This is a genomic window from Halorubrum sp. SD690R, assembly GCF_005435035.1.
GTDB lineage: Archaea > Halobacteriota > Halobacteria > Halobacteriales > Haloferacaceae > Halorubrum > Halorubrum ezzemoulense.
Genome location: NZ_SGTV01000028.1, coordinates 1 through 24,982 on the forward strand (window position 1 = coordinate 1; position 24,982 = coordinate 24,982).

Annotated in this window: 28 protein-coding genes; 12 read left to right on the forward strand and 16 right to left on the reverse strand. The window is 69.7% G+C overall.

Annotated elements, in window-relative coordinates; translation table 11 throughout:
* Positions 1 to 18 precede the first annotated feature (18 nt).
* The 5 genes from EXE41_RS14590 to EXE41_RS14610 form a co-directional block, all read right to left on the reverse strand.
* Positions 19 to 684, reverse strand: coding sequence for a translation initiation factor IF-6 (locus EXE41_RS14590; protein WP_049929508.1), 666 nt, complete (start codon positions 682 to 684; stop codon positions 19 to 21).
* 1 nt (position 685) lies between these two features.
* Positions 686 to 964 carry a 50S ribosomal protein L31e gene (locus EXE41_RS14595; RefSeq protein ID WP_049929507.1) on the reverse strand — a complete coding sequence of 93 codons (279 nt, stop codon included), beginning with the start codon at positions 962 to 964 and terminating at the stop codon, positions 686 to 688.
* Positions 965 to 1,117, reverse strand: coding sequence for a 50S ribosomal protein L39e (locus EXE41_RS14600; protein ID WP_004050128.1), 153 nt, complete (start codon positions 1,115 to 1,117; stop codon positions 965 to 967). It abuts the gene before it with no gap.
* A gap of 102 nt (positions 1,118 to 1,219) precedes the next feature.
* Positions 1,220 to 2,338, reverse strand: coding sequence for a M20 family metallopeptidase (locus EXE41_RS14605; protein ID WP_086216484.1), 1,119 nt, complete (start codon positions 2,336 to 2,338; stop codon positions 1,220 to 1,222).
* Positions 2,339 to 2,419: 81 nt separating this feature from the next.
* Positions 2,420 to 2,704, reverse strand: a complete 285-nt coding sequence (locus EXE41_RS14610; protein WP_086216485.1) for a DUF357 domain-containing protein — start codon at positions 2,702 to 2,704, stop codon at positions 2,420 to 2,422.
* Positions 2,705 to 2,775: 71 nt separating this feature from the next.
* Between EXE41_RS14610 and EXE41_RS14615 the strand changes: the two genes are divergently transcribed.
* The 7 genes from EXE41_RS14615 to EXE41_RS14645 all read left to right on the forward strand — a co-directional run bounded on the left by EXE41_RS14615 (position 2,776) and on the right by EXE41_RS14645 (position 7,767).
* Positions 2,776 to 3,591: a DUF6498-containing protein gene (locus EXE41_RS14615; RefSeq protein WP_086216486.1), complete on the forward strand. Its 816-nt coding sequence runs from the start codon at positions 2,776 to 2,778 to the stop codon at positions 3,589 to 3,591.
* Positions 3,592 to 3,714: 123 nt separating this feature from the next.
* On the forward strand, positions 3,715 to 4,467 hold the full coding sequence (locus tag EXE41_RS14620; protein ID WP_086216487.1) for an RNase P subunit p30 family protein: 753 nt from the start codon (positions 3,715 to 3,717) through the stop codon (positions 4,465 to 4,467).
* On the forward strand, positions 4,448 to 5,071 hold the full coding sequence (locus tag EXE41_RS14625) for a class I SAM-dependent methyltransferase (RefSeq protein WP_094582988.1): 624 nt from the start codon (positions 4,448 to 4,450) through the stop codon (positions 5,069 to 5,071). Before EXE41_RS14620 ends, EXE41_RS14625 begins: the two co-directional genes overlap by 20 nt.
* Positions 5,072 to 5,078: 7 nt before the next feature.
* Positions 5,079 to 5,558, forward strand: a complete 480-nt coding sequence (locus EXE41_RS14630) for an Rpp14/Pop5 family protein (protein ID WP_049929501.1) — start codon at positions 5,079 to 5,081, stop codon at positions 5,556 to 5,558.
* 4 nt (positions 5,559 to 5,562) lie between these two features.
* Positions 5,563 to 6,324: an archaeal proteasome endopeptidase complex subunit alpha gene (gene psmA / locus EXE41_RS14635; RefSeq protein ID WP_049929499.1), complete on the forward strand. Its 762-nt coding sequence runs from the start codon at positions 5,563 to 5,565 to the stop codon at positions 6,322 to 6,324.
* Positions 6,325 to 6,378: 54 nt separating this feature from the next.
* Positions 6,379 to 6,855 carry a GNAT family N-acetyltransferase gene (locus EXE41_RS14640; RefSeq protein WP_137691378.1) on the forward strand — a complete coding sequence of 159 codons (477 nt, stop codon included), beginning with the start codon at positions 6,379 to 6,381 and terminating at the stop codon, positions 6,853 to 6,855.
* 45 nt (positions 6,856 to 6,900) lie between these two features.
* Complete coding sequence (locus EXE41_RS14645; protein ID WP_137691379.1) at positions 6,901 to 7,767, forward strand: SDR family oxidoreductase; 867 nt, start codon at positions 6,901 to 6,903, stop codon at positions 7,765 to 7,767.
* A gap of 34 nt (positions 7,768 to 7,801) precedes the next feature.
* On the opposite strand, the gene EXE41_RS14650 is transcribed toward EXE41_RS14645, so the two are convergent.
* Positions 7,802 to 8,317 (reverse strand): hypothetical protein, encoded by a 516-nt coding sequence (locus EXE41_RS14650; protein ID WP_137691380.1) that lies wholly within the window; start codon positions 8,315 to 8,317, stop codon positions 7,802 to 7,804.
* A gap of 221 nt (positions 8,318 to 8,538) precedes the next feature.
* Between EXE41_RS14650 and EXE41_RS14655 the strand changes: the two genes are divergently transcribed.
* From EXE41_RS14655 to EXE41_RS14670, 4 genes are all read left to right on the forward strand, one after another.
* Positions 8,539 to 10,464, forward strand: coding sequence for a beta-CASP ribonuclease aCPSF1 (locus tag EXE41_RS14655; protein ID WP_049929494.1), 1,926 nt, complete (start codon positions 8,539 to 8,541; stop codon positions 10,462 to 10,464).
* Between the two features lie 16 nt (positions 10,465 to 10,480).
* The gene (locus EXE41_RS14660; RefSeq protein WP_137691381.1) at positions 10,481 to 10,708 is read left to right on the forward strand and encodes a hypothetical protein; all 228 of its coding nucleotides are present in this window, start codon (positions 10,481 to 10,483) and stop codon (positions 10,706 to 10,708) included.
* Positions 10,709 to 10,825: 117 nt separating this feature from the next.
* Positions 10,826 to 11,206 (forward strand): methylglyoxal synthase, encoded by a 381-nt coding sequence (locus EXE41_RS14665; RefSeq protein WP_049929493.1) that lies wholly within the window; start codon positions 10,826 to 10,828, stop codon positions 11,204 to 11,206.
* A gap of 47 nt (positions 11,207 to 11,253) precedes the next feature.
* Positions 11,254 to 11,841, forward strand: coding sequence for a hypothetical protein (locus tag EXE41_RS14670; protein ID WP_137691382.1), 588 nt, complete (start codon positions 11,254 to 11,256; stop codon positions 11,839 to 11,841).
* Positions 11,842 to 11,848: 7 nt separating this feature from the next.
* Here the strand turns inward: EXE41_RS14670 and EXE41_RS14675 are convergent, their stop codons facing one another.
* The 3 genes from EXE41_RS14675 to EXE41_RS14685 all read right to left on the reverse strand — a co-directional run bounded on the left by EXE41_RS14675 (position 11,849) and on the right by EXE41_RS14685 (position 13,689).
* A complete protein-coding gene (locus EXE41_RS14675; protein WP_137691383.1) occupies positions 11,849 to 12,379 on the reverse strand; it encodes a hypothetical protein in 531 nt (176 codons plus the stop codon).
* Positions 12,380 to 12,450: 71 nt separating this feature from the next.
* A complete protein-coding gene (locus EXE41_RS14680) occupies positions 12,451 to 12,771 on the reverse strand; it encodes a transcription factor S (protein ID WP_049929490.1) in 321 nt (106 codons plus the stop codon).
* Positions 12,772 to 12,894: 123 nt separating this feature from the next.
* Positions 12,895 to 13,689, reverse strand: coding sequence for an alanyl-tRNA editing protein (locus tag EXE41_RS14685; RefSeq protein ID WP_086216495.1), 795 nt, complete (start codon positions 13,687 to 13,689; stop codon positions 12,895 to 12,897).
* 154 nt (positions 13,690 to 13,843) lie between these two features.
* Between EXE41_RS14685 and EXE41_RS14690 the strand changes: the two genes are divergently transcribed.
* Complete coding sequence (locus tag EXE41_RS14690; protein ID WP_137691384.1) at positions 13,844 to 15,673, forward strand: hypothetical protein; 1,830 nt, start codon at positions 13,844 to 13,846, stop codon at positions 15,671 to 15,673.
* A gap of 36 nt (positions 15,674 to 15,709) precedes the next feature.
* Here EXE41_RS14690 and EXE41_RS14695 read toward each other — a convergent pair whose 3' ends face one another.
* From EXE41_RS14695 to EXE41_RS14725, 7 genes are read right to left on the reverse strand one after another with little or no spacing between them, the layout of a single operon-like run.
* Positions 15,710 to 16,471, reverse strand: coding sequence for a hypothetical protein (locus tag EXE41_RS14695; RefSeq protein WP_089307620.1), 762 nt, complete (start codon positions 16,469 to 16,471; stop codon positions 15,710 to 15,712).
* Positions 16,468 to 16,953, reverse strand: a complete 486-nt coding sequence (locus EXE41_RS14700) for a hypothetical protein (RefSeq protein WP_089308081.1) — start codon at positions 16,951 to 16,953, stop codon at positions 16,468 to 16,470. The genes EXE41_RS14695 and EXE41_RS14700 overlap by 4 nt, the downstream gene beginning before the upstream one ends.
* Entirely contained in the window at positions 16,946 to 17,932 is a 987-nt protein-coding gene (locus EXE41_RS14705; protein WP_137691385.1) for a hypothetical protein, read from the reverse strand. The genes EXE41_RS14700 and EXE41_RS14705 overlap by 8 nt, the downstream gene beginning before the upstream one ends.
* The gene (locus EXE41_RS14710; protein ID WP_089307618.1) at positions 17,920 to 18,531 is read right to left on the reverse strand and encodes a hypothetical protein; all 612 of its coding nucleotides are present in this window, start codon (positions 18,529 to 18,531) and stop codon (positions 17,920 to 17,922) included. Before EXE41_RS14710 ends, EXE41_RS14705 begins: the two co-directional genes overlap by 13 nt.
* 1 nt (position 18,532) lies before the next feature.
* Positions 18,533 to 19,060 carry a hypothetical protein gene (locus EXE41_RS14715; protein ID WP_094494740.1) on the reverse strand — a complete coding sequence of 176 codons (528 nt, stop codon included), beginning with the start codon at positions 19,058 to 19,060 and terminating at the stop codon, positions 18,533 to 18,535.
* Positions 19,050 to 21,086 (reverse strand): type II secretion system F family protein, encoded by a 2,037-nt coding sequence (locus EXE41_RS14720; protein WP_086220380.1) that lies wholly within the window; start codon positions 21,084 to 21,086, stop codon positions 19,050 to 19,052. Before EXE41_RS14720 ends, EXE41_RS14715 begins: the two co-directional genes overlap by 11 nt.
* Before the next feature lie 27 nt (positions 21,087 to 21,113).
* Positions 21,114 to 24,899: an ATPase, T2SS/T4P/T4SS family gene (locus EXE41_RS14725; protein ID WP_137691386.1), complete on the reverse strand. Its 3,786-nt coding sequence runs from the start codon at positions 24,897 to 24,899 to the stop codon at positions 21,114 to 21,116.
* Positions 24,900 to 24,982 lie beyond the last annotated feature (83 nt).

Sequence of the window (24,982 nt, forward strand, 5' to 3'; positions counted from 1 at the left end):
GGGAAGGCGGAGCGCGGTTCAGTCGATGAAGCCGAGCGTCTCCTCGATGCGGCCGAGCTCCGGTCCGGTCGTGTCGTCACCGACGACGTACCCTTCGTCGGTGGCGAGGAGGCCGGAGCCGACGAGCGGCGCGCCGTAGTTGATGGTGCCGAGGTCGGCGCGGACGTCGAGCGCCTCCTCGACCGCTTGAAGCTCCGACTCCGTCGACTGTGGATGACACAGCACGCCCGTGTCGTTGGCGACCGCCGCGGTTCCGACCGTCCGGACGTCCCCGAGATCGCCCCGGGTCACGGGAACGTCGAGCGCGTCTTTGATCGTCCGGATCGATTCGCGCGAGAGGTCCGGGTGGACGTACGCGCCGTAGTCGTTCGCGAGGACGACGTTCCCGGCGGCGTTGATCTCGCCCGGGAGTTCGCGCACCGGGACGCCGGCGGCGTCCGCGATCCGCTCCTTCTCGCGCTCGGTCGCGCGCGAGGAGACGAGGATCCCGTTCTCGTTGCCCGTCGCGAGGGATCCGACCGTGTTGGACCTCCCGACCGTCGTCAGCAGCGGCTCCGCGCCGAGTTCCGCCCCGAGGTCCTCGGCGAGCGCCTCGTCGACGTCCGGTCGGATCAACAGGAGGTCGTCGACGGCGCGGGCGAACACGCCCACGTACGACGAGCCGGTGAAGGTCGCCCGTAACACGTTACTCGGCGTGCTCGGCCTCGACGACCGGTTCGCCGTCCTCGACGAACCGAGCCGCGCGGACCCGCACCGTGCTGGGCGGGTTCTGGCGCCCGTTCGCCCAGACGGCCTCGTTGACGGAGCCGTCGATGATCACGTCGCCCTCGTCGACGGAGAAGTGCTTCGCGAGGTGCTGCCGCGTGATCTTCATCGCGTAGTCGGCGCGCTGCTGGACGGGCTTCTCCTTGGCGTCGCGGAGCGGGACGGTGACGACGCGCTCCTCGAAGTCGTTCGTCGACATTTACTCGTCCAGGTCGTTCCGGCGCCAGTTGCGCCGCTTGGGGTTTCGCGTCACGTTCATGTCCGTCTTCATCATGACCCACGCGGGGACGCGGGTGTTCTGGCGCTCCGCCTTCGCCAGACGCTTCTTTTGAGCCTTCGACTTGTCTCCCATAGTGGCGCACACTTTCCGCGGGGCGCATAAAACCCCTTCCATACGGGTCGCGCGAGGCGCCCGTGAGTCCCCGCTCCGTCCGGGGCCTCCCCCTCGCGGCCACTACAGTTCCCGTTCGGCGACCCCCATGTAGATCCGACGACAGCGGTCGAGGGCTTCCAGGCTCGCGCTCTCAGTGTCGGTGTGTGCCTCGCCCGGCTCGGAGGCCCCGCAGACGAGACAGTCGGTCCCCGCCCCCGCGAGCCAGCCGGCGTCGGTCGCGTGCGGCTTGGTGACGTGTTCGGGCGCGTCGAAGCCCGACTCATCGTGGACTGCGCGGGCGACGTCGAGGGCGGCGTCCGCGAACGCCGCGTCGCCGCAGGCCATCGGCGGGAGGTCCTGATCGACGACGAGCTCGACCCCGGCCGTCGCGTCGGCGACGCCAGCCAGATCGGCTCGGTCGCCCGGAACGGTACGCTCGTCGACGGTCGCCTCGCAGCGCTCCGGGATCACGTTCCACGTCTCGCCGCCGTCGACGATCGTGACCGCCAGCGACCCCGACACGTCGTTCCCGAGGACCGTCGCCTCCGGGGCGTCGAGCCCGCGGACCGCGTCGATCGCGTCGCAGGCGCGGTAGATCGCGTTCTCGCCCGCCTCCGGCTCCGAGGCGTGGGCCGCCTCCCCGTGCGCGACGAGCCGCGACCCGCGGCGGCCGCGGTGGGCGACGGCGACGTCCGTCACGCCCGGCTTCGAGTAGTTCGTCGACCCCTCGGCGACGACCGCGCGTTCCGGGGCGAACCCCGCGTCGATCGCGTGGCGAGCCCCGTCGCCGCCGACCTCCTCGCCGACGAAGGAGGCGAAGATCAGCTCCCTGCCCTCCGGCGGCGTCGCGTCCCGGAACGCGAGCATCGCGGCCGCGACCGACCCCTTCATGTCGGCCGTGCCGCGGCCGTAGATCCGACCGTCGCGCCGCTCGATGACGTACTCGCCCTCCGTCCCCTCGCCGGCCGTCTGTTCGGGCGCGGGCGGGACGACGTCGTGGTGGCCGACGAGCGCGAGCGAGTCGGCATCGGGGTCGTCGGTCGCGCCCCTGACCGCGAGCACGTTGCCGGCGTCGTCGCGCTCGACGGTCGCGTCCGTCTCCGCGCGCAGCCACTCCTCGATCGCGTCGCCCGCTGCCGTCTCGTCCTCGTGCGATGGGATCGAGACGAGCCGCTCGGTGAGGTCCGCGAGTTCGTCCATGGACTCAGTGACGGCCGTCGCCGCATAAGCGCGTCCCTCACGTCGGGCGCGGCGAGCGCGGGCCCCGGAGCGGGCCGGCGCTCAGGTCGTGAACAGCTCCGTGTCGTCGGGCACCGCGAACAGCCCGAGCCGGACCCCGGCGTCGAGCCAGCCGTAGCCGTACGAGTAGGAGGCGAGCGCGTTCACCGGGTCGCCGTCGTCGCGGAAGTGGCGGCCGTCGTCGAGGTACGACTCCGCCATCTCGGTCACGTCCGCCGCGGCCTCGCCCAGCGGCGTGTCCGCCGGCGGGCGCGGCTCCGCGACGGCCAGCGCGTCCGCGAGCATCCGCTCGTAGCGGTCCGTCTTCTCCTCAAGATCGGCGGGCATGTCAGAGCGTTCCGTCGGGCGGACAAAAGCGGTCGGGTATTTTTGCGCTCGCGACCCGTTACACTGGACTGATGAAGTCCCGCCCTCCCGCAGGAGGCCGATCGGCCCTCGCCCTCGTGGTCGCGACGAACCTCCTCCCGCTCGCCGGCGTCGTCGGGTTCGGCTGGCGCGTCGGTGAACTGCTCGCGGTGTATTGGATAGAGGTCGCCGCCCTCGTGATCGCCCACGCCGCCGCCGCGATGTTCGCCGAGCGACCGATCCGGCTCGAAGGCCGCTCGTTCTACATCACCGGCTACGACGAGGACGCCGAGCGAGACGAGGTGTGGGAGACCGACGCGGAGCCGGTTCACCTCGTCTCGTGGCTCCCGCCGATCTACCGGCGGAACTTCCGCGTCGTCCGCCGGTCGCTCGGGGTGTTCGCGTTCATGATGTTTCCGCTCTTGGCGGTCGGCTGGGAGGCGCTCTCGTACCTCACGCCCACGGTCGGAGTGGCGACGCTCGGCGTCTGCGGCGCGCAGGTCGGGGAGGTGCGTCGGGAGTTCTTCGCCGAGCGCGCCTACGAGGACCAGTCGCCGTACATGGTGGTCGAGGCCGCCCAGCGCGTCGTCTTCTTCTACTTCGTCGTCGCGATACTGACGGTCGTTTCGGTGACATTCGGAATCGCCGTGATCGATGTGGTACTGGCTCCCGAGCTGCTCGACGGCGTCGCCGACGCGGTCCTCCTCGTTCCGTACCTCCTCCCGATCGCGCTCGGGAAGGCGACCGTCGAATGGAGCCGGCGGCGCGCCTTCCAGGAGGACGACCCGGACGGGATCGCGACGTGGTTTACCGGCGAGGACGCCAGGCGCGACTGGAAGAAGGACGAAGAGTCCGTCGGAGACGGCTGACGACGCGGGGCGCGGTCGCGTCGGCGATGGGAGGGAAGCGAACGCGGCGAGGAGACAGGACGCGGCCGGCGTCGCGGTGCCGAAAGCGCAACGCCGATACGCTCGGCCGCGAAACGGCGGGGCATGTACGAGGCCGTTCACGCCTATCCCGACGGGGAGGCAACCGTCGCGCGCCACGCCGCCACCGCGGCCCGGCACGGGTACGACGGGATCGTGGTGCGGACGCGCGACGCGCTGACGGCGGCCGGGGACGGCGGTCCGAGCGCTGCGGACCGCGGCGAGAGCCCGGCTCGCGACCCGGAGGCGCTCCGCGAGGAGTACGGGATCGACGTCGTCGACGCGGTCGAGATCGACGCCGACGATCCGACGAGCGCCTCGGGCGCGGTCGGAAACTACCGGTCCGACCGAACCGTGGTCTGCGTGGTCGGCGGCGACGACGCGCTGAACCGGTTCGCGGTCGAGCAGGCCCGCGTCGACGTCCTCGTCCGGCCGATGGCGGGCGGCGGCGACTTCAACCACGTCCTCGCGAAGGCGGCACGGGACAACGGCGTCCGGGTCGAGTTCGACTTCGGCCCCGCGCTCCACGAGACCGGCGGGAAGCGGGTTCGGGCGCTCGCCGACCTCCGGAAGCTCCGAGAGATCGTCGCCCACTACGACGCGCCGTACGTCGTGAGCGCGAACGCGCGGTCGCACCTCGGACTCCGCGCGCCCCGCGAGTTGGTCGCGGTCGGCGAGGCGATCGGCTTCGACGCCGAGGCCGTCCGCGCGGGGCTCCGGGCGTGGGGCGACCTGGTCGAGCGTAACCGGGAGCGGCGCTCCGAGGGCTTCATAGAGCCGGGGGTCCGACGTGGCAGGTATGAAGAAGACGGTCGCTGAACACGCCGAACGGTTCTCCGAGAAGGCCGCGTCGTACGACGACTCGAAGAGCGACGAGTACCAGGCCTGCGCGAGCCTCGTGATCGACCACGCGTCGCCGGGGGCGGACGACGTGGTCCTCGATCTGGGAGCCGGGACCGGGGCCATCGCGCTGGCGCTCGCCGAGGACGCCGAGCGCGTCCTCGCCCGCGACATCAGCGAGGGGATGATGGACGAGGGGCGGCGGAAGGCGGCCGACCGCGGCCTCGAAAACGTCGAGTTCGCGTACGGCGAGTTCCGCGACCCCGGGATCGACGCCGACCGACCGGTCGACGTGGTCACCTCGAACTTCGCGCTCCACCACCTCGCGGACGACGAGAAGCGCGAGGCGATCCGCGTGATGAGCGAGACGGGCGCTCGGCGGATCGTCCTCGGCGACGTCGCCTTCTTCGAGGAGCCGGACCCCGAGGCTCCGTTCTACAGCCCCGAGGTCGACGACCCCGCGACGGTCGGCACGCTGGTCGAGGCGTTCACCGACGAGGGGTTCGCGGTGACGGTCGTCGAGCGCATTCACGACCAGGTCGCGGTGATCGTCGCGGAGCGCGTCCGCGAACTCCCGGCGTGATCTCGCCGTGAAGCACCTCCCCAAACACCTCCGGCCGCGGTGGCGGTACCTCGCCGTCGGAATCGAGACGTGGCCCGACGCCGAGGTCGGGCGGCGCGCGTTCCAGCGCGCGCTGTGGTACAGCGCCGGCAACCTCCTCGGGGACGCCGGCAGCGCCGACGCGGACCTCACGCTGCTGTCGTTCGCGCACGCCGACGGGACCGGGGAGGCGGTCGTCCGGGTCAGACACGGCCACGTCGACGAGGCGCGCGCGGCGGTGGCCTGCGTGAGCGAGGTCGACGGCGAGCCGGTCGGAATCCGCGTGCGGGGGATTTCGGGGACGGTACGTGCCTGTGAGGAAAGATATATGGGTCGCGCGACCGCCAGTTCGACACAGCGAGACGTCGCGTTCGAGGGGTCCGAGCGGCCCGCGGTCGTGCGCGGAGACGCGTGCGACGTGGAGACCGAGTCGGACCGCGTCGGCGCGACGACGTTCGACACCGAGTGATATCATGCAGGGCCAATCCCAACAGCAGGCGTACGACCGCGGCATCACAATCTTCTCTCCGGACGGCCGACTCTACCAGGTCGAGTACGCCCGGGAGGCGGTGAAACGAGGGACGGCGAGCGTCGGGATCCGCGCCGAGGACGGCGTCGTCCTCGCGGCCGACAAGCGCGCCCGCTCCCCGCTGATGGAGCCGGAGAGCATCGAGAAGCTCCACAAGGCCGACGACCACGTCGGCGTCGCGAGCGCGGGCCACGTCGCCGACGCGCGCCAGCTCATCGACTTCGCTCGCCGGCAGGCGCAGGTGAACCGCCTCCGCTACGGCGAGCCCGTCGGCATCGAGACGCTGACGAAGAACATCACCGACCACATCCAGCAGTACACGCAGGTCGGCGGCGCGCGCCCGTTCGGCGTCGCGCTCATCGTCGGCGGCATCGAGAACGGCGAGCCGCGCCTGTTCGAGACGGACCCGTCGGGCACGCCGTACGAGTGGCAGGCGCTCTCGATCGGCTCCGACCGCAGCGACCTCCGCGACTACCTGGAGACGGAGTACGAGGAGGGCATCTCGACGGACGAGGCCGTCGGGCTCGCGCTCGACACCCTCGCGCAGTCGAACGACGGCGAGCTGTCCCCGGACGGCGTCGGCGTCGCGACGATCACCGTCGACGACCCCGAGTACGCCGAGCGGCCGGTCGACGAGATCGAGTCGATCCTCGACGAGCGCGACCTGCTCGCGACCGACGAGGACGAGGCCGACGACGAGGAGTAGCGCGGGCCAGCGCGGCACCGAAGCGACTACTTTTGCGGCCGCGAACGCCGACACATGAGCGACGACGCGGTCGATGTTGCCGACGCCGACCGGGGACTCGGCGAGTCACCGCTTTCGGACGGGTACGAGCTCCGCGAGACGACCCCCTCCGTCGAGGCGTTCCGCCGGCTCCGGCGGGAGGCGGGCATGACAGACCGGTCCCGGGAGGCCGTCGAGCGCGGGCTCCCGAAGACGACGTTCGGCGTCCACGTCGTCGAGACGGCGTCCGGGTCGACGGTCGGAATGGCGCGGCTCGTCGGCGACGGCGGGTCGGTGTTCCACCTCTCGGACACGGCGGTCGCGCCGCCGCATCAGGGCCGGGGGATCGGGACGGCGATGGTCGGCGCGCTCGTCGCGTGGCTCCGCGCGAACGCCCCCGACGGCGCGTACGTCAACCGCTTCGCGGACGTCGACGGATTCTACGAGCGGTGGGGGTTCGAGCGGACCGCGCCGGCGTCGAAGGCGATGGGGATCCGGACCGAGGAGCTGTAGCCGACCGGGACGCGGCGGGTCGGCCGCGCCCGCGTCGGGAGAGTTATGCCGTCGGAGACAGACCGGAAACGCGTGCAGAAGACGGTACTCATCACCGGCTGTTCCTCGGGCATCGGTCGCGCCGCGGCGCACGCGTTCCTCGACGAGGGATGGACCGTGTACGCCACCGCGCGGAACCCGGCGGACATCGAAGCGCTCGGCGAGGCGGGCTGCGAGCTCGCCACGCTCGACGTCACCGATCAGGACGACATCGACCGCGTGGTCGAGCGGATCTTAGACGAGGAGGGCGCGATCGACGCCCTGATCAACAACGCCGGCTACGGCCAGTTCGGCCCGGTCGAGGACGTGACCACGGAGCGGGTCCACGAGCAGTTCGACGTGAACGTGTACGGGCCGCACCGACTGATCCGGGCGGTCCTCCCGTCGATGCGCCGCGAGCGCGACGGGACCATCGTTAACGTCTCCTCCGTCGCGGGGCGGGTGTCGATCCCCGGCGGCGGCGTGTACAGCGGGTCGAAGTTCGCCCTGGAGGCAATGTCGGACGCGCTCCGCAACGAGGTCGACGACCTCGGCATCGACGTGGTCGTCGTCGAGCCGGGGCCCGTGCAGACGAACTTCTCGAAGCGCGCGGAGTCGGAAGCCGACCCCGAGGAGCGCGAGGGGATCGAGCGGACCGAGGCGTACGACGAGTTCTACGCGATGTTCGAGGACGCGCAGCTGATCGGCGGCGACGGCCCCGGCTCGGTCGAGCCGGAACTCGTCGCGAACGCCATCTACGACGCCGCGAGCGCGACGCAGCCGCCCGCGCGGGTCCAGCCGGGCACCGTCGCGAGCGTCGGCGTCCTCGCGCGGTTCCTCCCCGACGCCCTGATCGACAAGGCCTACGGGTTCATTCGGAGCTTCACCTCGTAGCGCGGGCGCGCTCCTGTCGCGCGGCGACGGCAGGTCACCCGTCCGCGTCGACCGCGAACGGGCTCTCCCCTTCCCGCCAGTTCCAGCCGGGGAGCCGCGTCTGGAACCCCGCCGCGAGCGCGGCGTCGAGGTCGTCGGCGCCGGCCGTTCCGGCGCCGGCCCCGTCCGCCTCGGCCACCGCGTCGCGGTCCACGTGCGTGTCCGCGACGTGGAACGTCGCCTGCGCGAGCAGCGAGAGGGGACGGCCGCCGGCGATCGTCGCCGCCAGCTCGCGCCCGAGGACCTCGTCGACGACGAAGCCCGGGTAGTCGCCCGCCACGTCGAGGTCGCGGAGGAGCCCGACGCAGGCCGCGACGTTGACCGCGACCTCGCCGTCGGCGAAGACGGCGTCGACCTCGCGGCGGTAGGCGTTTGGCGCCACCTCGTCCACCGTCGTCTCGAACCGTCGACCGAGGCGGTCGCGGGTGTCGTTGAGGACCGGGACGACGACGTCGGCGCGGTCGCGGACCCAGGCGTGTTCGTCGCGGACCGTCTGCGGCGTGACGCGCATGGGCGGCGTTCGGCCGCCCGGGGCTTGCCCTTTGCGAAGGCTTTTATAACGGCGGGGCAGTAGCCTGAGACAAGCGGGTTTTCGCTGGCTGTTCCCGCACGGAACACTACGGACAGTACTTCCACTATGCCTACCCGTCACGGTCGACCGATCGGCGGCGTGTCGCGGCGCGACCCGCGGCGCGATTCGACGACGGCGGCCCCGACGACCCGCAGTGAGATATGAGTCAAGTCGACAAGCAACTCGATACGTTGAAATCAGAGATCGAACAGGAGATTCCGAACGACATCACGGTCACCGACGTGAAATACGAGGGACCGGAGCTGGTCGTGTACACGCGCGATCCCAAGCGGTTCGCCGGCGACGGCGACCTGATCCGACGGCTGGCCTCGAAGCTCCGAAAGCGGATCACGGTCCGCCCGGACCCGAGCGCCCTCTCGCCGCCGGCGCGGGCAGAAGACGAGGTCCGGGACGTGATCCCGGAAGAGGCCGGCGTGACAGACCTCGACTTCCACGAGGACACCGGCGAGGTCGTCATCGAGGCCGAGAAGCCCGGCATGGTGATCGGCCGCCGCGGCTCCACGCTGCGGGAGATCACCCAGGAGGTCGGCTGGACCCCCGAGGTCGTTCGGACGCCGCCGATCGAGTCCTCCACGGTCTCGAACGTCCGCGGCTTCCTGAAGAACGAGCGCGAGGAGCGCCGCGACATCCTCGAACGCGTCGGCCGGCAGATCCACCGCGAGGAGATGTCCGACGACGAGTGGGTGCGGATCACGACGCTCGGCTGCTGCCGCGAGGTCGGCCGGGCGGCGTTCATCCTCTCGACGCCCGAGACCCGGATCCTCATCGACTGCGGCGACAAGCCCGGCGCGGAGGGCGAGGTGCCGTACCTCCAAGTGCCCGAGGCGCTCGGCGCGGGCGCGGCGACCCTCGACGCGGTCATCCTGACCCACGCCCACCTCGACCACTCCGCGCTGGTCCCGCTTCTGTTCAAGTACGGCTACGACGGCCCCATCTACACGACGGAGCCGACCCGCGACCTGATGGGGCTGCTCACGCTCGATTACCTCGACGTCGCCGCGAAGGACGGGCGGACGCCGCCGTACGAGTCCGCACAGGTCCGCGACGCGATCAAACACACCATTCCGCTGGAGTACGGCGACGTGACGGATGTCGCCCCGGACGTGAAGCTCACGTTCCACAACGCGGGCCACATCCTCGGCAGCGCGGTCACCCACTTCCACATCGGCGACGGTCTCTACAACGTCGCGTTCTCGGGCGACATCCACTACGAGGATACCCGCCTGTTCAACGGCGCGGTCAACGATTTCCCACGCGTGGAGACGCTCGTGCTTGAGTCCACCTACGGCGGCCGCAACGACTACCAGACCGACCAGGAGGACTCCGAGGAGGCGCTCAAGGAGGTCATCAACGAGACGTACGAGCAGGGCGGGAAGGTCGTCATCCCCGCCTTCGCGGTCGGGCGCTCGCAGGAGATCATGCTCGTCTTAGAGGAGGCGATGCGCGAGGGTGAGATCCCCGAGATGCCCGTCCACCTCGACGGGATGATCTGGGAGGCGACCGCGATCCACACCACCTACCCCGAGTACCTCCGCGACGACCTCCGAGACCGCATCTTCCACGAGGACGAGAACCCGTTCCTCGCCGACCAGTTCAACCACATCGACGCCGGTGAGGAGGAGCGGCAGGAGGTCGCCGACGGGGACGAGTGTATCGTCATCTCTACCTCGGGGATGATCGAGGGCGGGCCCATCATGTCGTGGCTCCGCCACATCGGCCCCGACCCGGACTCGAACCTCGTCTTCGTCGGCTACCAGGCGCAGGGAACGCTCGGGCGCCGGATCCAGAACGGCTGGGACGAGATCCCGGTCGACGGCTGGGGCGGCGGGAGCCGCGGCGACACGCTCACGCTGGAGATGGGCACCGAGGTCGTCGACGGCTTCTCCGGCCACGCCGACCGGCAGGGGTTAGAGAACTTCGTGAAGACGATGAACCCCCGCCCGGAGAAGGTGCTGTGCGTCCACGGCGACGAGAGTTCCGTCCAGGACCTCTCCTCGTCGCTGTACCACGACTACAACATGCGGACGTTCGCGCCGAAGAACCTGGAGACGTTCCGGTTCAAGTAGGCGCGCGGCGAGGGGCGTGGGCGTCTTCGGGGACAGCCGGAGGGCGGAGGCGCTCCGCCTCCCGCGTATGGGGGTAGTTCCGGGCGACATCGACGCGGCGCCGGGACTCGGCGGTCTCGTCCACCTGCTGTTGATCGCGTGGGTGTGCGTGGCGATCGCGGGCGCGATGCCGCAGTTCGCCCCGGTGTGGTCGGGGACGAGGCTCGCGGACGGAGCGCCGGTCCCGGCGGTCGCCGGCGCGTAGCCGGTGACGCTCAGTCGCTCCGGCGCGAGTCGGACGGCCCGCGGCGGGGACGGCCGCGACGGCGACAGTTCGGGCGACGAGGCCAGCGCTTAAGCGACGCCCCCGCGACTCCCCTGTATGCGCCTCGCGCTCATCGCTCACGACGAGCTGAAAGACGAGATGGTCGCGTTCGTCGAGTCGCACACCGACGCCCTCGGCGAGTGCGAACTGGTGACCACCGGGACGACCGGAAAGCGGATCGCGGAGGCCACGGGCCTCTCCGTGAACCGGCAGGCCTCCGGTCCCTTCGGCGGCGACCTCCAGATCGGCGGGATGATAGCGGGCGACCAGATCGACGGGGTCGTCTTCCTCCGCGACCCGCTGACCGCGCAGGCGCACGAGCCGGACATCTCGGCGCTGCTGCGGGTCTGCGACGTGAAGGACGTACCGCTGGCGACGAACGTCGCGTCCGCGGAGATGCTCGTCGACGGGCTGCTCGGCGGCGATTCTCTCGACTGATACCGCCGACCGCGGAGATTTAACCCGGCCGAACCAAGGGTCGACAGATGACTCGCCCCGCAGGAACCCGCGTCCGCGCCCTCGCGTTCGCGTTGCTGCTCCTCCTCGCGACCGTCGGCGCCGGCGCGGCCGCGGGCCAGCCCGCGGTGTCGGAGCACGCCGCGGGGTCGGAAACGGTCGTTCGCTTGGCGGCGGCGGGCGCCCACGCGTCGGTCGCGGGGGCCGCGGGCGGTCCGGGGACCATCGGCGCCGAAGCAAACGCGAGCGGGAGTCGGGTCGGCCCGATCACGCGGTGTTTCGCCGGAACGGGGTACCCGATCGCGATCGGCGGCGACGAGGGGAGCGCGACGATGGAGACGGTGATCCACCTCTCCGTACTCACCGACCCCGCCGCGGGCAACGAGTTCGGCGTCGAGACCGCCGGGCGACTCGGCGGCGAACCGATCGTGACGCTCGCCGCGGGCGTGCGACTGACCGCGCGGCAGGCGATCGCTGAGGGAGACCCGTTCGCGGCGTTCGACGTGCTGTACACCTACGAGCTACGGTTCCCGATGTTCACCGGGTCGGTGGGCGACGCCGACTACGAGGACGACGGATCGCCGATCGGTTCGAGCGCCGGCGCGGTCGACTGCTGACGGGTCCCTACCGCTCGACCGCGTCGTCGTCCGGGGGACGAACCCCGCGGACGAGCGACAACACCTCCCGTCGGGTCGCCTCGAAGTCGTCACCGCTCGGGTACGCGCCGCCCGCCAACAGGTACTCTCCGGCCTCCCACACCGCGAGCAGCGCCTCCACCGAGACGCGTTCGCCGTCGACCTCGCAGCGCCCGTGGGACACGGTGAGCGTCGCGCGCGACGCGTCCGGATCGTCGACGTCGATGCGTCGCTCGTCGCGCCGCGCGAGGTCGGTGATGTCCCGCTCGGCGAGGCGGTCGCGGAACCCCTCGCGGGCCCGCGACTCGACGAGTCGCGTGAGCGCCGGGTTCGGTCCGGTCTCCGGCGAGACGCGGAGTCGACTCGCGAAGAAGAACGGCCGCGGCGGCGGGGTCTCGCGCTCGTAGCGCGCCGTGCCCGCGGTGACCGAGACCGGTCCCGCCTCGAAGGGGCGCTCCGTCGCCTCCGCGACGAGCGTCCAGCCGTCGAGGCGGTCGCGGGGGACGACCGGTGGCTCCATGGACTCGTATCTCTCCGGACGGGAATAAAACGGACGGGCAGCGGGAGGCGGTCAGAGGGTCGAAGAGCCGGTCAGTGGTCGTCTTCGCGCCACTTGTGTTCGCACTCGGTACAGACGAAAAAGCGGGTCTCAGACTCGTCGGCCGCGCGGATCTGCTGCATGTACCAGTACGCCTGATCGTTGTCGCACTCGGGACACTGCGCGGTCGTCGTCGGGAGCCCCTTGTCCTCGGCGTCGCTCACGTCGACGATCTCGGACTCGACCTGCGACTGGGTCGTCCACTCGTCGTCGCCGTCCTCGCGCCCGATCTCGTACCCGCAGGAGTCGCACACCCAGTGGTCCTCGCCCGCGCCGGATTTCATCATGGATCCGCACTCGTCGCAGAACTTCATGCCCGAACCTACCGCGGATCGTATATAAACGGCGGGATCGCAGACGGACGCCGGGTGGAGGCGTTGGCGAGCGCCGGGGAGAGTCGCGGGCGGACGCCGACCGGGCCGCCGGCGTCTCCCCCGTCATTCCACGTCGACGTGTTCGGCGAGCGCGAAGCGGACGCGCTCCTCCTCGGGCCCCTTCGTCTCTCGACCGGTGACGACGACCTCGCCGATGTCGGACGTGTTCGCGACGTGCGTCCCCGCGCAGGCGGTGCGGTCATACGGCTCGTCGCCCTCGTCCGCGCCAGCTATCTCGACGATCCGGAGCTCCTCGATCGAGTCGGGGAGGAGGTCGATCCGCGTCCGGTCGGTGTCGAGCGTCGCCTCCGCGGTCTCGCGGTCCATCGTGTAGCTCGACACCGGTCGCGCGTCAGCGACGAGCTCGTTGAGCCGCGCCTCGATCCGGTCGAGGTCGTCGTCGGTGAACCGCTCGTAGGCCGCGTCGAGACGCGCCCGGTCGGCGTACAGCTGGTTCCCGGTCGTCTGCGCGTCGAACTCGTCGAGCAGCAGCGCCGACAGCAGGTGCTGTGCGGTGTGGTACCGCGAGTGCGCCACGCGGCGGTCGGCGTCGATCTCGCAGGTTACGTCGGTTCCCGGCTCCGGGAGCGCGGGTGCCTCGTCCGAACTACCAGCGTCTCCGGTCGGTTCGACCTCGTGGTGGACCGTGTCCGCCATCTCGGTGTCGACGACGCGCCATGGAGCGTCCCCGTCGCCGTCGGTCGCCCGGATCGTCCCGGTGTCGTGCGGTTGCCCGCCGCCGGTCGGGTAGAAGTGGGTCCGGTCGAGGACGATCCGGGCCGGGTCCGAGAGGACGCGCTCGACGGTCGCCTCGAACGTCGTCACCGCGTCGTCCGCGAGGTAGAGTCGCTCGGTCACGGATACAGGAAGGGTCGCCGCCGAGATATATCCACGGCTCTCCGCGGCGGCCACCGAGCGGGACCGCGGGGCGTCCGCGGACGCCCCCGTCTCGGCTATCGAGACTGATAGCCGAGAGTCCACGCTTATGCGTGCGCGAGTGCGAGGGCCGAGTATGAACGGGGGAGCGGGCGGCGCAGCGGCCGAGCGCGCGCAGAGCGAGGTGCTCGGCACCGTGTTGCTGTTGGGACTGACCGTCGCGGTCGTCGGCACCACGGTCGCGCTCGGCGGCGCCGCGCTCGACGACTCCCAACAGACCGCGGACCTCCAGCGCGTCGAGGGCGCGATGACGCAGTTAGACTCCAAGGCGAGCCTCGTCGCGCACGGCGGGTCGCCGTCGCAGCGCGCACGGGTGGATGTCGGCCGGGGCGCGGACCTCCGCGTCGACGAGGACGCAGGGTGGTTAGAGATCGAGGTGAGCGGCGGGGCGAACGGGACGTACACCAACCGGACGTCGCTCGGCGCGATTGTCTACGAGCGCGGCGGCGAGACCGTCGCGTACCAGGGCGGCGGCGTGTGGCGCTCGACCGGTGGCCGCTCCGAGATGGTGTCGCCGCCCGAGTTCCACTACCGCGGAACCGACGGGCCGGAGACGCTCACGCTCCCACTGGTGACGATCGAGAAGGGTTCGGCGGGGCTGAGCGAGACGGTTCAGATCAGCGAGAGCGCGACCGACGCCCGGCCGGTGTTCCCGAACGCCGACTACGGGAACCCGCTCGCCGACAGCAACGTGACCGTCGAGATCACGGTTCAAAGCGAGTACGCCGACGCGTGGGGTCGGTTCTTCGAGTCGCGGACGAGCGCGTCGGTGACTGATCTCACGGACGACCGGGTGCGGATCGAGCTACGGACGGCGACCGTCCACCCGACGCTCAGCGCGAGCGTCTCGGCGACGGGGCGTGCGGAGCTCCGGATGGGCGACATCGACTGGCTCTACGCCGACAGCTACAACTCGACGAACGGGACCTACAGCTCCCAGCCGCCCGGCGAGAACGCGAGCGTCCAGACCCGCGGCGAATTCGCGCTCACGAGGGGGGGTGGCGGGAACACGGAGAGGATCAAGATTCGCGGGAACCTCACGGCCGAGTCGTTCAACATCCCGCCCGGTCAGTCTGACAAGCTGAACGTTACCAATAAAAGTACGGAGACGGCGTTCGACGAGCTCGCGCCGGTCGAAGGCGGGATCAGACAGCGCATCGCCGGCGTGCGAAACCGAAGCCTCGCTGACACAGCGCCGAAACAGTCGACCGGCATCGATCTGTCCGGCGACGAGACGGCGGTGATAGACGAGACCACGTACGTCGACGGCGACGTCTCCCTCTCCGATCGGGCGACGCTCAGCGTCACCGACGGCGCGACGCTCCACGTCGCCGGGGAGCTGACCGGCGACGGGTCAGAGAGCCGGATCGAGCTCGACACGTCGAGCGGGAATATCACCGTCTTGGTGGACGAAGCGGTCGACCTCAGCGGAAACAGCACGATCAGGGCCGCCGGGAACGGTCGAGCGACGCTGTACGTCGACGACTCGATCAGCCTTCGGGACACGGCCGCGGTGACGACGGTAAACGACACCCGGATCGACATCCACAACACCGGCAGGATCGATCTGACCGGGAGCGTGAACATCGCCGCCGACCGCGACGTGGCGAGCAACCTCTGGCTGTATTCGAGCGGGGACGATGTCGACATGGAGGGCGGCCAAAACGACGCCGAGCGTATCCGGTTCACCGGCGTCTTCTACGCCCCGCAAAGCGAAGTGACGCTGAAAGACCGGATGGAAATCAACGGTTCGTTCACCTTTAGGCGGTTCTCCTTCGAGGATGGCTACATCGAGATCCACTACGACGAGGCGCTGCGAACGCGGCGACCGTTCAACGGCGAGACGGTCCCCGTCGTGAGCTACCTCCACGTCTCCAGGCACGGCGTGGTCGTCGAGTCCGGCTGAGTCCCGCGACCGCTGTCCGGCGCGCTCAGCGCCCGGTCAGTCGGAGAACTCGACGCGGGCGGTCGTTCGGTGGACGACGAACCGATCGTAGTCGTCTGCCGCGAACGTCACGGTGAGATCTGCGGGGCCGCTCATGTTCGTCGTCACCCCGTCGAAGCCGTCGTAGTACCGCTTCCAGACCGTCGCCTGCGTGGAGTTGATAGCGAGCGTGACGTTCTGGTCGGCGGTCCGATCGTCTATCGCCACCTCGCGGTCCGTGCGTTCGGCGACGACGAGGACCGTCCGGTCGCCGCTCACCGACTCCGCCGGGGGGCTGAGCCCGTACAGCGAGTAGACAATCGTGTCCCCGACGAGTAGGTCCGGTTCCTTAACCATCACGCCGTCGTTGCCCTCCATCCGGAAGACCGCGCCGTTCTCGTAGACGATCCGGGTGTCGCCGGCACCGTAGTACGTGATCGATCCGCCCTCGACTATCGCCGTCTCCGTGCCGGTGTCGTTGAGCCGGAACTCTGAGACCCGGTCGAACGCGAGCCGCCCACCGCCGAGCCGGAGTTCGGTCGCCCGGCTCGGTACGCCGTCCCGGCCGATGTCGTTGAAGTTGTCGTGGAGGACGTCGAACGCGCGCTCGACGTTGTCGTCGCGCTCCGCGAGCTGGGCGTCCTCCAGCCCCCCGAGGCCGACGGTGAACGTGACGGCGATGGTGGACGTGATCAGCGCGAACACCAGCACGAACCCGACGGTCTCGCTGACGCCGCGGTCGGCGGTCAAGAAGGCCGCCCCGCGATCTGCCCCCGTCATCGCTCGCTCACCACCACTTCGCCGTTGTCGCCGCCGGCCGGGTCCCACCAGATGCGGAGATCGCCGCCGGCGACGGTCGTGTTCCGGACGTCGACGGCATCGCTCGTGCGGAACGGGACCTCGACGGTCGCGTCGGTGCGGTCGCTTTCGAGCGCGAGCGTCCCCCGGGTGTCGCCGGCGCGCACGCGTATCCGATAGACGGTGCCGGCCGCCCTGTCGGGGAGCGTCAGCGATCGGTTGACCGTGAGTTCTCCCCGGGCCGACGCGCTCGCCGCGAGCCGGTCGACGGTGCCCAAGTCGGCCGCGACTCGCTCGCCGACGACCGTGAGTTCGCCCTGCGCCGCGCGCTCGCGCTGCGTCTCGACGAACGAGCCGCCCGCGACGAACAGGCCCGAGAGCAGCAGCGTCGATATGGCGAGCGTCATGACGTATCCGACGGTGACGGACACGGCGCGGTCCGTCCCGCCCGGGCCCTCACGCATCGCGCTCACCCGGCGCGAGCCGGACTTCCTCGCCGTAGGTCAATTCGGGCGTCCGGTGACGGATCTCGACATTGACCCTGTATAGCGCGTCGGCGACGTACGGCCGCGAGGACCAGTCCGAGGCCGTGTCGTCGGGGTCGTCGATGACGAAGCTGTACGTTCCAAACGCTTCGTCGCCGTTCCGGTATCGGATGTCATAGGTATCGTTCCCGTTCTGTACCCCCTCGGCCCAGACGAGTTGGGAGAATCGATCGCCGTCGACCGTCCCGGCGGTCAGGTCGATCGTGACGTTCGCCCCCGTTTCGTGCGGGAACCGCTTCGAGACGTTTGTGGTGCCGTTGCCGGTCCCGTTGCTCACCGTGACGTTGATGGCGTCGGGCGCGTCGTTCGACAGCGTCACCGACCAGTTCGCGCCCGGCCGCTCGGTCACGACCGCGAACGCGCCGGACTCGTCGTTCGAGACGCGCGTCGAGTCAACCGTCAACTGGTAGTCTCGGGTTTGGTTGATGTCGCTGGCGACGGTCCAGTCCGGGGTCGTCCCGCTGCGGTTAGTCATGTTGCGGAGTCCGGTGCTCGTTTCGTTCTGAAAAATCAGGGTACCGGGTTTCGTGCCCGTGACGGTCACGTCGGCTATCACCCCGTCACGGGCGCGGAGGTCGGCGACCGTTCGGGCATACGTCGCGACGCGCGCGTCGAACTCGTCGCCAACGTCGCCGGTGCTCGCGTTGCGGTGCTCGCGGTACATGATCTCGATGAGATCCTCGGTGACCCCGTCGCGGAACTCGATCGCCTCCGCGCCGCCGGCGTCGGCGCCACGGGTCGCGAGGTTCTCGGTGTAGATGACGGTGTTCAACAGGAGGACGACGGCGACGAACAGGACCGCGAGCGTCAGCCCCGTGATGAGGATGATCTGCGCCCGGTCCTCGACGCTGTCGGCGTCCTCGCGGCCGTCGCGGCGGAAGAGACTCACATCTGCCATGCGGTGATTCGCACCTCCACGACCGTGTACAGGACCTCACCGGTCCCGTCCGCCGGGGCGGCGAAGTACCCCTCGTTGGAGCCGTTCTTCGCGAGTTCGTACTGGTCGTCGGCGCCGAACCGATCGTCGCCGTACAGCGCCACGCGGATGCTGGCCGTCGCCGCGTTGTCGGTCGGCGACCCCATGTCGACCATCTCGACGTCCGTCGTCCTGTTGCCGCCGTCTGCTGGATAGTACACGTCGATGTCGAACGCGACCTGGCGCTCGCCGAACGCCTCCGTCAGCGGGTCGTGGAGCGGGTGCGTCTCCGGCGGCACGCCCGCGTAGATACCGTCGTCGCCCCCGCCGACGAAGCTCCCGTTGTCGTAGTAGAGCAGCGCGGCCGTCAGGTTCCCGCTCTCCTCGGTCGTCGCCAACAGGTCCTGAGCGGCGATCGACGCCTGGTTCTCGACGTGCTGGTTCGACGTGCTCGCCGACAGCGGCGTGACGGCGGTCGCCTGCGTCGCGAAGATGAGGCCGGTGACCAACAGCAGCGCCGCCGTGAACGCCTCCAGCGTATGGGCCTGCCCGCGGTCGTCCGGGAAGTGTTCAACGAACATCTCACCACACCCGGAGCGTGAGCCGGTAGGTCTGCGCCCCCTCCGAGTCGTTGGGGTCGTCAATGGCGACGATACGGCTCGCGGCGGAGACGCTCTCGCCCCGCGGCGGCGCGGGGCCGGCGCGCATGTGGGCGCTCGCGGCGCCCGATCCGATCGACTCCACGGTCCCGTTCCGCGTCACGGTGAGGTTGAGCCCGCGGACCTCGTCGACGCCGAGTTCGGCGTGGAGGTCGTCCGCGTTCGCCGTCCAGTCGCAGCCGAACGTATCCGCCGCCGTCGCCGGGTCCGTCCCGTTGAAGAACGCGACCGTACAGGCGTGCGACAGCGTCGCCGTCGACCCGGCGCCGACGAGCGACGACTCCGCGAGCCGCGCGGCGCCGCGCTCGGCGACGATGACGGTCGCGCCCTCACCGACGGCGTACGGCTCCAGAAGCGACGGGACGAACGCGAACGTGAACCCGACCGCGACGAGGAACACCGACATCCCGACGACGAAGTCGAGGACCGTCTGCGCGCGGTCACCCGACATAGATCCACACCCCCAGCGCCAGCGTCATCAGGACCACGGCGTACTTGACGCCGGAGACGAGCTCCGCGTCGCGGATGTAGCCGCTGATGAACCCCGAGAGGATCGCCTGGATCGTCACCGCGTGGAAGAAGAGCATCGAGAGCACGTCCGGGTCGACGCCGCCGCCGCCGCCGAACCCCGCCCCGCCGGCGCTCCCGCCGCCGTCGCTCTGGGAGACCAGATCGCCCATCACGTCGATGAACTGGGTCTGGAGAATGGCCATCACGCCGAGCAGGGTGATGTACGTCATCACGATGATCGCCACCTGCATCCGGGTGCGCGACTTGCGCTCGCGCTCGATATCGTCCTGGTTCTCCGAGGCCTGCGCGGCCGTCGTCAGCACGTCCGTGATCTGCGAGGAGGCCTCCTGCGCCTCGGCGATCAGCTTCACCGTCCGTGCGAGCCGGGGCACCGCGTACGAGTTGTTGAACTCCACTAAGGCGTCGCGCAGGCTCATGCCGTAGTTCACCTTCGCGTGGATCACCTCGAACTCCTCCGCGAGCTTCCCGGTCGACGTGTCCGAGACCGTGCGCACGGATTCGAGCAGCGTCTGCCCGGTGTCGTTCGCGGAAGAGAGCTTCCGGAGCGTCTCCGAGAGCTTCCCGGTCACCGCCCGCCGCGAGCGCTGGTGCCACTCGTAGAATACCCCGAGCGGGATCATCACGACGTAGGCGGGCACGTAGAGCCAGACGAACGCCGACCACACCGGCCGGGCGATCCAACCGTCGACCGTCGTCGGCGCCGAGCCGGCGGCGACTGCGACGCCGACCAATGCGAGCGCCGCCGGCACGGTCAACGCGAGGGTGTACAGGGGGTTCTCGCGCAGAAAGATGTGCGGCGCCGAGAGGATCTCCCTCGTCTTGTGGGTCCCCTCTCGGTCGCGGATGCGGTCGAAGACCCCGAAGCTCCCGACGAACGACTCCACGAGCCCGAAGTGGAGCAGCCCCTCCCGACTCGTCTGCCGGAGCCGCTCGCTCCCGCCGTCGGGCTGGAGGTAACCGTCGCCCGGGTCGTCCTGTTTCACCGTCGAGACCAAGACGAGGAAGCCGACGCCGACGAGCGGGATGAGCAGGTACACCGTGACGTACAGGAGCCGGTCGTCGGCCTCGCCCATCATCCCCATGATGACGAGGATGATGATGAGGAGGAGCGGGAACAGGGAGAGCGTCATGTACATCTCGCCGAACAGCTCCAGTGTCTCTAAGGTCATCTCGCGCTCCTGTTTCGACGTGCGGAGGTGTTTCTCCTTTTTGTCCTTCAGGAAGCCCTCCATGTCGCCGCCGGAGTTGACGATAGAGAGCATGTCAGCGAGGAACTGCGAGAGCTCGTCGGAGGGGGTCTCCAGCGACTGCTGGCGGATCGCGTTTCGGTAGTCGGTCCCGAAGTACTCCGTCTCGTTGACGATGCTCTGGAACTCGCGGGACACCTCCCCGTAGGTGTCCTCGGCGGTCGCCATCGCGCGGAGGATCTCGAGCTGGTTGAGCCCGCCGACCGATAGCGCGTACATGAACGACACCGAGTCCGCGAGCAGGAGGTTGATCTCGCGCTTCCGCGAGGAGGCCCGCGAGTACGGGACCGCGACGAGCCCCCCGAATCCCACCGCGAAGCCGATCGAGCCGAAGACGAGCCCGCTGAGGAGCACGGCCGTCGGCACGACGAGCGAGCGCAGCGTCGCCTGAACGCCCGGCGTCGGCGCGGGGATCCCGAGCGAGAGCGCCTCCGGATCGATCAGCCCGAGCGAGAACACGCCGTAGCCGACCAGCGTGCCGAGCGCCCAGAGCGCCCCGCCGACGAGGAGGCCGACGGCCAGCGCCAGCGAGACGTACATCTCGACCTGGTCCGGCATCCGCGCCTCCGCCAGCTTGCGCTCCACGTCCGCGACGAAGTCGCCGTCGGCGTCGAACAGCAGCTCGAATATCGGGTAACACAGCTCTGCGAGCACGTTCGCGTCCACGCCGCCGTCGCCCGCGTCCACGTCGAGGCTCACGGCTCGGCCCTCGCGACGGACACGGCGCTACCCCTCCTCCGCGGGCTCGACGGCGCCGAACCCCCAGTCGTCGATGTCGTCGGTCGCCGCGCCGTCGGCGTCGTCGGTCGAGGCGCTCTCCGCGTCGTCGGACTCCGCCTCACGGTCATCGGAGTCCGCCTCGCCGCCGGAACCGACCGCGCCGCCGTCGGCCTCCGCGTCGGCGGTCTCGTCCGTTTCGGGGTCGGCGGCGCTGAACCCCTCGCCCACGTCGGCCGACGCGTCCCCCTCGGACCGCGCCGACGGGGCCGAGAGTACGTCGACCCCGTCATCGAACGGCTCGCCGAAGTCGATGTCCCCCGGCGCGCCGGAGCCGTCGTCGGCGGGAGCGGCGCTCGCTTCTGGAGTCCGTTCGAAATCGGCGTGACTCGGGTCGGTAGGCGGCTCCGGCGAGGAGTCGGCGGCGGGGTCGGGGTCCGTCTCCACGGGATCGCTTCGGCCCGAGTCCGAGCCGCTCGGCGCTCCGTCGGCCGCGGTCGCCTCCGTGGCCGCCTCGGCGAGCGCCTCGCGGTCGCCCGTCGACTCTGCCTCGATGTCGCGGGCGTGGTCCATCTCGAGGAGCGCGTCCGCGACGGAGTCCGGCACGTCGCCCCGATAGGTCTCGAACAGGTCCTCGGCCGCGTCGAGTATCTCCGCGGCCTCCTTCTCGCCGGCCGCGTCCGGCGTCGGACGAGGGACTAGCTTCTCCTTCTCGCGGTCGACGTTGATGAGCACCGACTCCATCTCGCGGAGGTCCTCCAGCGACCGCTCCAGCTCGTCGTTGGCCATCAGCGCCAGCACCGTCTCCGGGTCGTTGATGAACGCCTGAAACGTCGCCGCCACCTGCGCGTAGCTGTTGAGTCCGCGGTCGATAAGGTACGCCAACACGACCCGGCGTTTGCGAAGCTCCTCGTCTAGCATCGCCCGACTCCAACCGCGGTCGAACATGATGTCTTCGAGCGTGTTCGAGTCGCCCATCTGGAGGAACTCGTCCGTCTCTGCCTGCCACTGGAACACGTCTTGGACGTTGATTTCGTCGTTTTCGGCGTCGTAGTGGTTGATCTCGGTGATCGACTTGTTCCGGCGCACCTTCTTGCCCTGAACGCGGGTGGAGGTCTGGATGGAGACCAGGTCCAGCGCCGTGAACATCGTCTTCGAGACGTTGATCGGGTCGGTGGTGAACCGCTTGAGCACCTCGCCCACGGAGTCGGCGTGGAACGTCGTGTAGGTGGTGTGCCCCGTGGACATCACCTGGAAGGCGGTCCGCCCCTCTTCGCCGCGGATCTCGCCCATCACGATGTAGTCCGGTCGCTGCCGGAGCGCGGCCTCCAGCAGGTCGAACTCGTCGATGTCGCCCTTGTCGTCGTCGGAGAAGGAGGGACGGGTGACGGAGGCGATCCAGTTGCGCTGGGGGAGCTCCACCTCGCGAGTGTCCTCGATGGAGACGATCTTCGCGTTCGAGGGGATAAAGAGGGAGACGGCGTTCAGACTCGTCGTCTTCCCGGAGGCGGTACCGCCGGCGAAGATCAGGCTCTTGTGGTTCTCGATCGAGAGCCAGAGGAACGCCATCTCGTCGAGCGAGAAGGTCTTCCAGTTGATCAGGTCGATCGGGGTGAACGGGACGTCGTTGAACTGGCGGATCGTGTAGTTGGTCCCGTGGTCGGAGACTTCACTCCCGAGCGTGAGCTGCGCGCGCGAGCCGTCCGGGAGGGTGGCGTCTACCTGTGGCCGGCGCTTCGAGATCCCCTTTCCTGACCGTTGGGCGAGCTTCACCACGAAGTCGTCCAGCTCGTCGGTGCCGTGGTGGACGTTCGAGATGATCTGCTCGTACTCGGAGTGGTAGACGAAGACGGGGGAGTTGTAGCCGTCACAGGAGATGTCCTCGACGTTGATGTCGTACTTGATCGGGTCGATGCGCTCGTAGCCGACGAAGTCCCGCTTGAGGTAGTACAACAGCTTCTCGACCTGGTGCGCCGAGAGTGTCCGGGCGTCCTCCGCGAGGACGGCCGGCTCGGGGCGGGCGCTGATCTCCGGCGGGTTCGCCGGCGACTCGACCGGGGGCTCGTACCCCAGTGACTCCGCGATCCGCCCGGCGATCCCCGCTGTCGGGTCGATGCCGAACCGGTCGACCAGCGTGTCCGCGATCCCCCGCTCGTCGCCTTCGTCCTCGTAGAGCCCGTAGCGGTCGAGCAGCGTGCGCGCCTCCTCGACTATCACCTCCTCGCGGAACGACTCGTCGCCGCCGGCGATCGACTCGTCGGCGTACTTGATCGAGGTCCGGAGCTTGCCGGTGAGGAACTCCGTGAGGTCCGCCTCGATATCGGTCCGGTACGGCTGGACGACGTAGTACTTCGCCTCGTTCTCCTTCCGCGACCGGAAGACGATGACGAACGCGTACGGCTTGTTCACCCAGTAGCGCTCCTCCTCGCGGAAGTGCGTCTTCTTCTGCATCGGCACCGCCTTCTCCAGGTCGTACCGGTTCGTCAGGGTGGTGTGACCCTCGTCGGTCGAGAAGAAGGCGTCCTCGTCGAGATCCGGGTTGACGTCGACGGTGCGCTCGTCGACGAGGTCCGCGAGGTCGGCCGCGGCCTCGCCGCCCGCGCCGAGTAGCTCCTCCGTGCGGTCGGGGTCGAAACCCAAGGCCTCCGTCTTGTCCTCGTGGGTGAACGACAGCGGCTCGTCCTCTCCCTCCTCGTTCTCCTCGGTCGGCCGGTTCCCGTCCTCGTCGAGGAAGAACTCCTCGCGGTAGTCGTCCCAGGTGTAGTACCCTTTCAAGACGGGGACGGAGTAGGGGTCGTAACGGGCCGCGCACAGGTCCCAGAGGGCGTCGCCGACCGCCGCGGCGGCGCGGAAGCGGTAGTCCGTCTCGCTCGGGTCGAAGCCGAGCAGCGTCGCCGGATCGAACGCGACTCGGTCCCACTCCTCGGGGGTCGGCGGGCGGGACGGGACCGACTCGACATCGGCTCCATGCGCAACGACGACGCCGGAGACGCCCTCGCGACCGACCGACCGGTCGAAGACGGTTCGTGGGATCGGTTCCGCGGCCGCTGCGGTCTCGGCACCGGCACCCGATGTCGCCTCCACGCCGTCGCGTTCGTCCTCGAAGGAGAACGTCGCGTCGTCCGGGTCAGCGTCGGCATCGACCCCCTGTCTTTCTGCGTCGTCGGTGCCGTCGCCGCCCCTCCCGTCGCCGTTGGCACCGTCTCCCTCGCCTTCGGTCTCGTCCTCACCCGCGGCGGCTGCGGGCGGGGTCACCCGCCGATCGCCGGTCGGCACGACGGCGGCACCGCTAAGAACGACCGCGTCGGGACCGACGACGAGCGTCCCTCGATCCGGAGTGCCGTGTCCGGGAACCGCCGTCTCGCCGTCCGCCGCGAACGGCTCGTCGACCCCGGCGGTTCGGATAACCCCGTCGACGCCGTCCGGCAGGTGGAGGGCGACGGCGTCCGCCGGGACTACCGGCGCGTCCGGCACGTCCGCGTACACCCGCGCCGCTGCGTCCTCGTCCCCGCGATCAGCGAGCAGCGTCCGCCACGTGTACCGGTCGGTGACGACCGGCGAGCAGTCGCTCGTTCCGTCCCCCTCCTCGAAAATCACGTTCTCGAACGCTCGGTCGTCCGTTTCGTCTGTTTCGTCCGCATCGCCCGTCTCGTCCGTCGATACCTCCTCAGCGCCTCGCGTCTCCGGTTCGGCAGGGTCCGCGTCCGAATCGGCTGACCCGGACCCGTCGGACGCCGATCGACCGCCCCCGGTGTCGGATTGGAGGGCGGATCGTTCGACATCCTCGTCGCTCATAGTTCCGGGAACGCGCGGTCCGTTGAAAAAGGTGTCTCGCAAAACACCGCGATTGATAATCGACCGCGGACGGGCGGATTTTA